This window comes from Pseudomonas xantholysinigenes, from assembly GCF_014268885.2.
GTDB lineage: Bacteria > Pseudomonadota > Gammaproteobacteria > Pseudomonadales > Pseudomonadaceae > Aquipseudomonas > Aquipseudomonas xantholysinigenes.
Window position 1 is genome coordinate 2,996,559 of record NZ_CP077095.1, and the last position, 11,336, is coordinate 3,007,894.

At 63.0% G+C, this 11,336-nt stretch carries 9 protein-coding genes; 5 read left to right on the forward strand and 4 right to left on the reverse strand.

The window, feature by feature from the left end:
- Positions 1–20: 20 nt before the first annotated feature.
- Both HU772_RS13260 and HU772_RS13265 read right to left on the reverse strand, forming a co-directional pair.
- Positions 21–1,511 (reverse strand): aldehyde dehydrogenase, encoded by a 1,491-nt coding sequence (locus HU772_RS13260; protein WP_186659546.1) that lies wholly within the window; start codon positions 1,509–1,511, stop codon positions 21–23.
- Between the two features lie 67 nt (positions 1,512–1,578).
- Positions 1,579–2,427: a helix-turn-helix transcriptional regulator gene (locus tag HU772_RS13265; protein ID WP_186659547.1), complete on the reverse strand. Its 849-nt coding sequence runs from the start codon at positions 2,425–2,427 to the stop codon at positions 1,579–1,581.
- Positions 2,428–2,727: 300 nt separating this feature from the next.
- On the opposite strand from HU772_RS13265, the gene HU772_RS13270 reads away from it, so the two are divergent.
- The 3 genes from HU772_RS13270 to HU772_RS13280 all read left to right on the forward strand — a co-directional run bounded on the left by HU772_RS13270 (position 2,728) and on the right by HU772_RS13280 (position 6,133).
- The gene (locus HU772_RS13270) at positions 2,728–3,798 is read left to right on the forward strand and encodes an enoyl-CoA hydratase/isomerase family protein (RefSeq protein WP_186659549.1); all 1,071 of its coding nucleotides are present in this window, start codon (positions 2,728–2,730) and stop codon (positions 3,796–3,798) included.
- 16 nt (positions 3,799–3,814) lie between these two features.
- The gene (locus HU772_RS13275; RefSeq protein WP_186659551.1) at positions 3,815–4,966 is read left to right on the forward strand and encodes an acyl-CoA dehydrogenase family protein; all 1,152 of its coding nucleotides are present in this window, start codon (positions 3,815–3,817) and stop codon (positions 4,964–4,966) included.
- Positions 4,967–5,242: 276 nt separating this feature from the next.
- The gene (locus HU772_RS13280; protein WP_186659553.1) at positions 5,243–6,133 is read left to right on the forward strand and encodes a universal stress protein; all 891 of its coding nucleotides are present in this window, start codon (positions 5,243–5,245) and stop codon (positions 6,131–6,133) included.
- A 50-nt stretch (positions 6,134–6,183) separates the two neighbouring features.
- Here the strand turns inward: HU772_RS13280 and HU772_RS13285 are convergent, their stop codons facing one another.
- Both HU772_RS13285 and ptrR read right to left on the reverse strand, forming a co-directional pair.
- Entirely contained in the window at positions 6,184–6,705 is a 522-nt protein-coding gene (locus tag HU772_RS13285) for an acyloxyacyl hydrolase (RefSeq protein WP_186659555.1), read from the reverse strand.
- 252 nt (positions 6,706–6,957) lie between these two features.
- On the reverse strand, positions 6,958–7,824 hold the full coding sequence (gene ptrR / locus HU772_RS13290; RefSeq protein ID WP_217858788.1) for a putrescine utilization regulator PtrR: 867 nt from the start codon (positions 7,822–7,824) through the stop codon (positions 6,958–6,960).
- Between the two features lie 105 nt (positions 7,825–7,929).
- On the opposite strand from ptrR, the gene HU772_RS13295 reads away from it, so the two are divergent.
- The gene (locus HU772_RS13295; protein ID WP_186659559.1) at positions 7,930–9,315 is read left to right on the forward strand and encodes an aldehyde dehydrogenase family protein; all 1,386 of its coding nucleotides are present in this window, start codon (positions 7,930–7,932) and stop codon (positions 9,313–9,315) included.
- 417 nt (positions 9,316–9,732) lie between these two features.
- A protein-coding gene (locus HU772_RS13300; protein WP_437182400.1) for an IS3 family transposase occupies positions 9,733–11,096 on the forward strand; the annotation gives its coding sequence in 2 pieces (ribosomal slippage) (positions 9,733–10,198 and positions 10,198–11,096; 1,365 coding nt in all).
- Positions 11,097–11,336: the final 240 nt, after the last annotated feature.

The following is an 11,336-nucleotide window of genomic DNA, read 5'->3' on the forward strand; positions in this document are numbered from 1 at the left end:
GTTGTGCTCCTAGGTAGAGGTCAGCGCAGCTGGATCCAGGTGGTCTTGAGCTGGGTGTACTTGTCGAACGAATGCAGCGAGAGGTCGGGGCCAAAACCGGACTGGCGTCCACCACCGAACGGCACGCTGACGTCCAGCGCATCGACGGTGTTGACCGACACGGTGCCGACCTTCAGGCGCCGGGCGACGCGGTGGGCGCGGTTGAGGTCGTCACTCCATACCGAGGCCGCCAGGCCATAGACGCTGTCGTTGGCCAATGCGATGGCTTGCTCCTCATCGTCGAAGGCGCTGACCGCCAGCACCGGGCCGAAGACCTCTTCCCGGGCCAGGGTCATGCCAGGGTTCACGCCGGTGAAGATCGTTGGCGTGATGAAGTTCTGCGAACCGTTCACGCTCAAGCGCTCGCCGCCGCACAGCAGGCGCGCGCCCTCCTCCCGGCCCTGGCCGATGGCGGCTTCGATACGCGCGGTCTGCGTCGCATCGACGATCGCGCCCGCACGGCTGGCAGGATCCAGCGGGTCGCCCGGCAACCACTCGCGGGCCTTGCGTACCAGGCGCTCGACGAATTCGTCATGGATCGACCGGTGCACATACAGCCGCGAGTTGGCCGAGCAGACTTCGCCCTGGTTGAAGAAGATGCCGAACGCAGCCTTCTCCGCGGCCAGGTCCAGGTCGCGGCAGTCGTCGAACACCAGGTTGGGGCTCTTGCCACCGCACTCCAGCCACACCTGCTTGAGGTTCGACTGCGCGGCGTACTGCATGAAGTACTTGCCCACTTGGGTCGACCCGGTGAACACCAGGCAATCCACGTCCGGGTGCAGCCCCAGGGCGCGCCCCGCCGTTTCGCCCAGGCCCGGCACCACATTGAACACACCCTCGGGCACGCCGGCCTGCAACGCCAGCTCGGCCAGGCGCAAGGCCGAGAACGGCGACTGCTCGGCAGGCTTGAGCACCACGCTGTTGCCGGCGGCCAAGGCCGGCGCGACCTTCCAGGCAGCCATGTCCAGCGGGAAGTTCCACGGCACCACCGCGCCCACCACGCCCAGGGCCTCGCGGGTGATCATCGCCACGGCGCTGGCCGCGGTGGGCGCGACTTGATCGTAGAGCTTGTCCAGCGCCTCGCCGTACCAGGCGAACACCTGGGCCGCACCCGGCACATCGATGGCGTAGGCATCCATCACCGGCTTGCCCATGTTCAACGAGTCGAGCAAGGCCAGCTCCTCGCGGTTGGCCAGCATCAACTCGGCCAGGCGCAATAGCACGCGCTTGCGCTCGGCCGGGGCCATGCGTGCCCAAGGTCCCTGTTCGAAAGCTTTACGGGCAGCGGCCACGGCCAGGTCGATCTCCATGTCGCCACAAGCGGCCACCTGTGCCAGACGCTGGTTGGTTGCCGGATTGATGGCATCGAACGTTTCGCCAGAGCTGGCCGACACTGGCCGGCCTTCGATCAACGCCGTGGTGATGAAGCGTTGCCGTGCAGCGCGCTGCTGCCAATCGCTTTTGGTATGCACGCAGGTCTCCCCTCCGGCCATGCGCGGGCCGGTGATTGTCGTTGTATGGATGAGGTGAAGCGGTGGTTCAGCGCCGTCGCAGGTAGCTTTCCAGCGGGTCCTTGCTCAAGCCTTCCTGGGTTTGCGCCAGGGAGGCGATGAACAGCGAAAACAACTCGGCGTGGGTGGCGATGTCGAGCTTGGCGTAGAGGTTCTTGCGGTGGCTCTTGACCGTGTCTTCGCTGATGCCCAGGCGCTCGGCCAATGACCGCGTCGAGTGGCCGCGCAGCAGGTACTGGGCAATGTGGCACTCGCGCTCGGTAAGCAGCGAAGAACCGAAGTTGTTAAGCGCGGCGTTGATCTGCCGGCCCAAGGCACTTTCGAAGCGCCCACCCGAGGCGCCGCTGGCCAACTGCCCCCAGTGCCGTCGCACGCTGGCCACCACCCAGGCGGCGACGCATTTGAGATCGCGCACCTCGCGGCCGGCGAGGCGGCGCACGCTACCCAGGGCGACGGCGATGGACAGCTGCGCGTCCAAAGGCACGAAGTAGTTGAGCTCGTCTTCCAGGTGGGCGTGCTGGTAGAACGCGGTGTAGTACTCGCTGCGCTTGAAATGGTCGGGGGCCACATCGCTCAGGCGGTAACAACCGGCAGGCACGCCGTCCATGCAGGCGCGGTAGAACGGGCACAACAGGTAGTAGCCTTCCAGGTACTTCTGCACGTTGCCCTCGGGCAGCCAGGGCCCTTCGTCATCCCTGACGAACAGGGCCGAAGGCAGGCCCTTGCGCGGATAGAGGAACACCGTGATGGCCTGGCACGGCGCCAACTGGTTGAGCGCGGCGAATAGCTCCTCGACGAAACCGGGCGTGCCGATGGCATCGACCACACGGGCCATCCGGGCGTACCAGTTGGGTGAGTTCAGCTGGGCGTTGCTCATTGTTGTCGTCCCCGCCAGGGTGAGTGCTGGGCGGGATTGTTTCATGGGGACGATGGAGCGGCTATCACCCTTCGGGGTGAGCGCCAGCATGTGGACGACCATCGCAGGACCGCTCCTACAGGGGGCGAGGAATTGCTACAGTGCCGCGTCAGGCCAGGAATGCACGGAATAATAAAAATGCAGGGTCGCCCTGCAGATTTGCCAATTGTGCAGGGTAAATTTGCATGACAGGATCGTTCGATCCGCCCGCGCATTCCAGGACTTCACTTGGAAAATCAATAACAAAGCAGGGAGACCGCGATGACCGCGCACGCTCAACCCTCGGCAACGGATCAGGTACTGGCCGAGGTCCGCAACCACATCGGCCACCTCACCCTCAACCGCCCCGCCGGCCTCAACGCCCTGACCCTCGACATGGTCCGCAGCCTGCGAAAACACCTTGACCAGTGGGCCGACGATCCGCAGGTGCACGCGGTGACATTGCGCGGCGAAGGCCCCAAGGGCTTCTGCGCCGGGGGCGATATCCGCTCGCTGCACGACAGTTTCAAGGCTGGCGAGACACTTCACGAGAACTTCTTCGTCGAAGAGTACGCCCTCGACCTGTGCATCCATCGCTACCGCAAGCCGATCCTGGTGCTGATGGATGGTTTCACCCTCGGCGGCGGCATGGGCCTGGCCCAGGGCTGCGACCTGCGCGTGGTCACCGAACGCAGCCGCCTGGGCATGCCCGAGGTCGGCATCGGCTACTTCCCGGATGTCGGCGGCAGCTACTTCCTGCCTCGCGTGCCTGGCGAGCTGGGTATCTACCTGGGCGTCAGCGGCACCCAGATCAAGGCGGCCGACGCGCTGTACTGCGGCCTGGCCGACTGGTACCTGGACAGCGCCAAGCTCGAGGCGCTCGATGCTGGCCTCGATAAACTGCAATTCGGTGAACACCCGCTCAAGGACCTGCAAGGCCTGTTGGCCCGCCTCGGCACCCAGGTGCTCGACAATGCGCCGCTGGCCGCCCTGCGCCCGGTGATCGACCACTTCTTCGCCCTGCCCGACCTGCCCAGCATCATCGAGCAACTGCGCGCGGTGAGCATCGGCGACAGCCATCAATGGGCGCTGGACACCGCCGCCCTGCTGGAGACCCGCTCACCGCTGGCCATGGCCGTGACCCTCGAACTGCTGCGCCGCGGTCGCCACCTGGCACTGGAAGACTGTTTCGCCATGGAGCTGCACATCGATCGGCAGTGGTTCGCCCACGGCGACATCATCGAAGGCGTGCGCGCCCTGATCATCGACAAGGACAAGCAACCGCGCTGGAACCCGCCGACCCTGGCCGGCCTGACCACGCAGCGCGTCGAGCAATTCTTCGAAGGCCTGTGAGCCCGGGAGTACACAGATGCAAGACCTGGAACTGAGTGAAGAACAGATCATGATCCGCGACATGGCCCGGGACTTCGCCCGCGGCGAGATCGCCCCGCATGCCCAGGCCTGGGAAAAGGCCGGCTGGATCGACGACGAAGTGGTGCGCAAGATGGGCGAACTGGGCCTGCTCGGCATGGTCGCCCCGGAACAGTTCGGCGGCAGCTACACCGACTACGTGGCCTACGCCCTGGCGGTGGAGGAAATCTCCGCCGGCGACGGTGCCACGGGCGCGATGATGAGCATCCACAACTCGGTCGGCTGCGGCCCGCTGCTGGCCTACGGCAACCCCGAGCAACAACAGGCCTGGCTGCCGAAGCTGGCCAGTGGCGAAGTGATCGGCTGCTTCTGCCTGACCGAGCCCCAGGCCGGCTCCGAAGCCCACAACCTGCGCACTCGCGCCGAACTGGTCGATGGCCACTGGGTCATCAATGGCGCCAAGCAGTTCGTCAGCAACGCGCGCCGGGCCAAGCTGGCCATCGTCTTCGCGGTCACCGATCCTGACCTGGGCAAGAAAGGCCTGTCGGCGTTCCTGGTGCCAACCGACAACCCAGGCTTCAAGGTCGACCGCAGCGAGCACAAGATGGGCATCCGCGCCTCCGACACCTGCGCGGTGACCCTGGACAACTGCCGCATCCCCGCCACCAACCTGCTCGGTGAGCGCGGCAAGGGCCTGGCTATCGCCCTGTCCAACCTGGAGGGCGGGCGCATCGGCATCGCCGCGCAGGCCCTGGGCATCGCCCGCGCGGCGTTCGAGGCCGCGCTGGCCTATTCGCGCGAGCGCATTCAATTCGGCAAGCCGATCAACGAGCACCAGAGCATCGCCAACCTGCTGGCCGACATGCAGGTACAGGTCAATGCCGCGCGCCTGCTGATCCTGCATGCCGCGCGCCTGCGCAGTGCTGGCAAGCCCTGCCTGTCAGAGGCGTCCCAAGCCAAGCTGTTCGCCTCGGAGATGGCCGAGCGGGTCTGTTCGATGGCCATCCAGGTGCATGGCGGTTATGGCTACCTGGAGGACTACCCGGTGGAGAAATACTATCGCGATGCGCGGATCACCCAGATCTACGAAGGGTCGAGCGAGATCCAGCGCATGCTGATCGCGCGGGAGCTCAAGCACTATTCGCTTTGACACCCAGCCCTTTCAAGGTCTTTGCGCTTTTTTCGGATGTGGCCGCTTCAATTCAAGATTGCCGGGGCTGCGTTGCAGCCCTTTCCGACCGGTCCGACGCCTCGGCAGGGCCGCTCCTACAGGTGACCGTGCCGTCCGGCCTTGCTGGCGAACCGGGCAGCGCAGAGCACGTGCTTGCTTAACGGCTAAACTCTATTGACCATTCCCACGCCGCAGCGCACGGCTGGGCCAACAGACCAGGCATGAACGGGGGGCTGCCACACGTGGAGGTGTGAGATGAGCCAGTTCAAGCGATTGTTCGTCATGCTTGGCCCGCAGATGCGCCATACCCCGGCCTTGCAGCGCGCGGCGGCACTGGCCGAATCCAGCGGCGCGCTGCTGGATGTCAACGTCCTCGTCGACGATGTCGACACCTTCGGCCTGATGGCCGACAGCCGCGACCGCGAACGGCTGCTCGAACACAATCGCCAGTGGCTGGCCGACGAAGCCGAGCAACTGCGCGGCGCCGGCCTGGATGTGTCCACTGAGCTGCTGTTGACCCGCGACCCGCTGGGCACCGTGCTCGAACAGATCGAGCGGCTGGGTTGCGACCTGCTGGTCAAGGATGTGCAGCACGAGCCGATCCTCAAGCGTCTGCTGGTCACCCCGCTGGACTGGCTATTGCTCAAGGACAGCCCGGTGGCGGTGCACCTGGTCAGCGACATCCGCCTGCCCCTGCCCCGGCAGATTGCCGCGGCGGTGGACCTCAACAGTCATGGCGACGGCGAACACCTGGACGAACAGGTGATCCGTAGCGCCCATGCCCTGGCCCTGCAATGCAACGCCGACCTGCACCTGCTGCACGTGTGCGATGCGGCCAAGACCCATATTGCCGACTTTGGCGCAGGCACGGTGACCATGCCGGGCTTCGACGCCAGCGTGCGCACCGCGCAGCGCGCGTCCTTCAACCGCCTGGGCGATCATCACCAGATAGCCTTGGAACGGCGGCATTTTCTCGAGGGGCCGGCGATCAAGGCGATCACCCAGTACATAGCCCAGGGCCGGGTAGATGTGATTGTCATGGGCAACCACCGCCATGACGCGCTGCACGCCTTCCTCGGCGGGACCACCGCGCATGTGCTGGAGCATCCTTTGTGCAACGTGCTGGCAATCAAGGCGGTACGCTAGCCGCCAGGCGAACCGGCTCGACGGTTTGTCGAGCGGTTCGCCCGCCTGGCTTAGAAGCCTTTGCTGTAGAACAGCGAGTACGACTCGATACCGTCGTTCGGCTGCTTGATGCCGGCGTTGGAATAGTGCATGGCACGAATGCCGACCTTCTGCTCGGCCGGCAGCTTCAGGCCGAAACCGATACGGTCTTCGAAGTTGACCGCCGAGCCCAGGCGCTGGTCGCCGACGTCGGTCTTGGAGAACGCCGCCAGGCCGATGCCGGCCTCGATGAACGGGGTGTAGGTGAAGCCGCTGAACTCATAGACGAACACCGGGCTGAACGACAGCGAGTGGGCGCCGCTGGCCTCCCCGCCTTCCCAGTAGGTGTAGGCCGCATCCCAATAGCCGGTCAGGTGGCCGGTGCTGCTTTCCAGCCATTTCTTGTCCCAGTCGAACGACAAGCCGATTCGGTAGGTCATGTCGCCCTGACCGGTGGCACCGACGGCGCCGGAGACTTGCGCGGCCTGGGCCAGGTTGGCCCCGGCGAGCGCCAGCACGGCGGCGGCCAGCGAGGTGGCGAGACGGGTTTTCATCAATGACTTCTCCTGATGGTCTTCACGGACAGGCCCGCGTCCCCATGGCGCGGGCCTGTAGCATGCGGGGGCTGCGCCCCTCGTTCTACACCTGCGGCCCCGCGCATCCAGCAGGGTTACAAGTGGTAATACTTCTTGGATTATTGTCCGAATAGACTGAAAGTTGAAAGTGCTTTGCCACTATTGGCTAAGTGCCTGTAATCAGGATGATGGTTCAATAATTTTCATACTCCCTTTGCCTCGGCCCGTTGCTCAGTCGGCATAGCGCTCCTCCAGCAACTTGATGAACATGCTCAAGCTGCGCGAGACCGTGCCGCGCCGCCAGACCAGCCAGGTTTTCAGGTAGCGGAAGTCCTCGGCCATCGGCCAGGCGCTGACGGTGCTGCAGCCAGGCATGTTGTCGAGCATGCTGCGCGGCATCATCGCCAGCCCGGCTCCTGCGCTGACGCAGGCAAGCATGCCGTGGTAGGACTCCATCTCGTGGATCTTGCCCGGTACCGCCTGGTCGTGGACGAACCAACGCTCGAAATGGTGGCGGTACGAGCAGTTGGCGCGAAAGGCATAGATGCTGGCGCCATTGACATCCCGGGCGCGGGTTACCGGCGCATGGTTGAGCGGCGCGATGAGCATCATTTCCTCCTCGAACACCGGCATGCCTTCGAGCGTGGGATGCAACACCGGGCCGTCGACGAATGCGGCCACCAACCGCCCGGACAACACCCCCTCCAGCATGGTCCCCGACGGCCCGGTGGACAGGTCCAGCTCGACCTTGGGGTACAGCTGGTTATAGGCGGCCAGCAGCGCCGGGATGCGTACTGCGGCGGTGCTCTCCAGCGAGCCCAGGGCAAAGGTACCCTGCGGGTCCTCGCCGGCCACGGTCAGGCGCGCCTCATGCACCAGGTCGAGGATACGCCGGGTGTATTCGAGAAAGTTCCAGCCCGCCGGCGACAGGCGCAGACGGCTTTTCTCGCGTATGAACAACTCGACACCCAGGTCTTCTTCCAACTGTTTGATGCGCGTCGTCAGGTTAGAGGGCACCCGGTGAATGTGCTGGGCTGCCGCGCTGATACTGCCGTGCTCGGCCACGGCCTTGAAGATCTCCAGTTGCACCAGGTCCACAGTCATTCTCCAAACGTGAATGTTTCGCTCATTATTATTCAGTTTTCAATAAACCTCGCTACCCCTAGTCTGGCGTCACTGGTTCACAACAACGAGACGCCTGCCATGAGCGAGATCAGCAGCCTGACCCATGCCATTTCCGTCGACCCGTACAGCGGCGAGCGGATCGGCCACTACGCCTTCGACACCGACGCCGCACTGGAAGCGGCGTTGCAGCGCGCCAAGGTTGGCTACAGCCAGTGGCGTCGGGTGTCACTGGCTCAGCGCAGCGAATACCTCATTGCCCTGGCTGACGCCTTGCAGGCCAACACCGAGGCTTTCGCCCAGATGATCGCCCGCGAAATCGGCAAGCCGATCGCCCAGGCGCGTGGCGAAGTCACCAAGTGCGTCGGCCTATGCCGTTGGTATGCCGAGCACGGCCCGGCGATGCTCGCGCCAGAACCTACACAGGTGGAAAAAGCCCGTATCGAGTACCGCCCGCTGGGTCCGATTCTTGCCGTGATGCCGTGGAACTTCCCGCTCTGGCAGGTGCTGCGCGGCGCCGTCCCGGCCCTGTTGGCCGGTAACACCTATGTACTCAAGCATGCGCCCAACGTAATGGGCAGCGCCTACCTGCTGGCCGACCTGCTCAAGCGCGCCGGCTTGCCGGAGGGGGTGTTCGAAGTGCTCAACGTCACCGCCGAAGGCGTGACGCGGGCGATCAACGACCCACGTATCGCCGCCGTCACCCTCACCGGCAGCGTGCGCGCAGGCATGGCGATTGGCGCACAAGCGGGCGCTGCGTTGAAGAAGTGTGTGCTTGAGCTGGGCGGCAGTGATCCATTCATCGTGCTGGCCGACGCCGACCTCGATGCCGCGGTGCAGGCCGCGGTGATCGGCCGCTACCAGAACACTGGCCAGGTCTGCGCCGCGGCCAAGCGCCTGATCGTCGAAGCCAGCATCGTCGAGGCGTTCACCGAGAAGTTCGTCGAGGCTACCCGTGCCTTGGTGGTCGGCAACCCGCTGGATGAGGCGACGTACATTGGCCCGATGGCTCGCTTTGACCTGCGTGACGAGCTTGATGGCCAGGTCCAGGCGACCCTGGCCGAAGGCGCCACCTTGCTGTTGGGCGGACACAAGCTGGATGGCGTGGGCAACTTCTATGCGCCGACGGTGCTGGGTAATGTCACCTCGGATATGACGGCCTTCAGGCAGGAGCTGTTTGGCCCGGTGGCGGCGATCATCTGCGCCCGGGATGCCGAGCATGCGCTGGAGCTGGCCAACGACAGCGAGTTCGGCCTGGCGGCGACGATCTACACCGCCGACTACGCCCTGGCCGAGCGCATGACCGCCGCGCTCGACACCGGAGGGGTGTTCATCAACGGCTACTGCGCGTCCGATCCACGGGTGGCGTTTGGCGGGGTGAAGAAAAGTGGGTTCGGGCGGGAGTTGTCGCACTTTGGCGTGCGGGAGTTCACCAACGTGCAGACGGTTTGGCTGGATCGCAACTGATCGACTTCGCATCGCAATGGCATTGCCGTTGCCGTTGCCGTTGCCGTTGCCGTTGCCGTTGCCGTTGCCGTTGCCGTTGCCGTTGCCGATCAAGAGGCTAGCGCCAAACCCAGCGAGCGACAGCTGCGTCAGCCCAGGCGCCGCCCGTACCTTCGCGACTTCAGGAGGCCGAACGCAGGCCTTGCGCAGGGAGGTGACGGGCATGGATGCCCGTCAAGCGCTGGGGCCCAGGATGGGCCCTACAGCGCGGTCCTCCCGGGAGCAAGGCCGGAGTGAGGGAACCCGGAGCGCAGCGGAGGGCCGGATGAATGGAGCGCAGCGTTTTTTGGTTACTTTTTGTCGCGTTTGACAAAAAGTGACTCGCCGTTGAACTGCCCCCCGAAAGTTGGACGCCTGACCCCAAGCGGAGGGTGTTCCATGACGAAATACGACCTAGCGCTCAAGCAAGCACTCATCGAGGAGTGTCTTTCTGCCCGGAGTGTTCATGAGGTGGCACTGAGGCATAGCCTGAGTGCATCGCTGCTGCGCCGTTGGATAAAGGGCTATGAGCAACACGGTGCTGCAGGTCTGGCTACCAAGTACAGCCACTACGACGCCCAGTTCAAGTTGAAGGTTTTGCAGTGCATCGAGCAAGACGGACTGTCAGCCCAGCAAGCCTGCATACAGTTTGATATTCGTGGCCCGAGTAGCATCAGGCAATGGAAAAGGTTGTACGATGAAGGCGGACTAGAAGCACTTCACCCGCATCGTGCCCGAGAATCCAGTATGCCCCGCAAAGCATCAGAACAACCCAACGTAAGCCCTGCTAAGCCTGCAGATGCTGAGTTGACACCTAAGCAAATGCTCGAAGAGCTGGAGTATTTACGTGCGGAGAATGCCTATCTAAAAAAGCTCGATGCCTTGATCCAAGCGGATCCACGCACTGCGCAACCAAGAAAGCGCAGGCTGTCCAAGGATTGAGGCATGAACATCGACTGGCTCTGCTGTTACGTGCTGCAGGGCTGGCACGCAGTACCTTCTATTACCAAAGCAAAGCCTTGGTGGCCGACAAGCATGCGGCCCTCAAAGAACGCATCAAGAGTGTCTATCACAGGCATAAGGGGCGGTACGGCTATCGCCGCATCACCGCCGTGCTTGGGTGCCATGGCGAGGTGATCAATCACAAGAAGGTGCAGCGGTTGATGCAGTTAATGGATCTGAAATCGCTGGTAAAAGTGAAGAAATATCGCTCCTACCGAGGTTCCGAAGGGCTTGTTGCATCTGATCTGCTCAAGCGTGAGTTCAAGGCGGAAGCCCCTAATCAGAAATGGGTAACCGATGTGACAGAGTTCAAGGTGAAAGGGCAGAAGCTGTTTCTTTCGCCTGTGATGGACCTGTACAACGGCGAAATTCTTGCCTATCAGATCAATCCGCGCCCTGAGTTCAAGATGGTGTCGGCGATGTTGGAGCAAGCTTTCGAGCGGCTGAACCCAGATGACAAACCGATATTGCACTCCGATCAGGGCTGGCAATACCGACAGCCCGCTTATCGACATATGCTGGGCAGAAAGAAAATACAACAGAGTATGTCGCGTAAGGGTAACTGCCTGGACAATGCCGCGATGGAAAGCTTCTTTGGCACACTCAAGAGCGAGTTTTTCTATTTGCAATCGTTTGAGAGTGTTGAACAACTGGCGTCAGGCCTTGAGGACTACATCGCCTACTACAACCAAGAGCGTATAAGTCTAAGACTGAATGGCTTGAGTCCGGTACAATTTCGGACCCAAGCGCTGAACCCATAGCGTACCCCGTCCAACTTTCGGGGGTCAGTTCACGTAAGGGCGAAAAGGTGACTATGCGTCGGCATCGTAAATGAATGCGCTTACATCTGTAGAAACCCACGCCGACCGACTTTGACTTTGACTTTGACTTTGACTTTCAAAGCGTGGATCTTGAAAGTTATACGCTCATTCATTGACGATGGCGACGCATAGTCACCTTTCCGCCCTTACGGCGGGTCCCTTTTTGAAGGATCAAAAAGG

Excerpts from the sequence above, each read along its gene's own strand:
- HU772_RS13265 (WP_186659547.1), bottom strand. The coding sequence starts at position 2,427 with ATGAGCAACGCCCAGCTGAACTCACCCAACTGGTACGCCCGGATGGCC.
- HU772_RS13270 (WP_186659549.1), top strand. The coding sequence starts at position 2,728 with ATGACCGCGCACGCTCAACCCTCGGCAACGGATCAGGTACTGGCCGAG.
- HU772_RS13275 (WP_186659551.1), top strand. The coding sequence starts at position 3,815 with ATGCAAGACCTGGAACTGAGTGAAGAACAGATCATGATCCGCGACATG.
- HU772_RS13280 (WP_186659553.1), top strand. The coding sequence starts at position 5,243 with ATGAGCCAGTTCAAGCGATTGTTCGTCATGCTTGGCCCGCAGATGCGC.
- HU772_RS13285 (WP_186659555.1), bottom strand. The coding sequence starts at position 6,705 with ATGAAAACCCGTCTCGCCACCTCGCTGGCCGCCGCCGTGCTGGCGCTC.
- HU772_RS13295 (WP_186659559.1), top strand. The coding sequence starts at position 7,930 with ATGAGCGAGATCAGCAGCCTGACCCATGCCATTTCCGTCGACCCGTAC.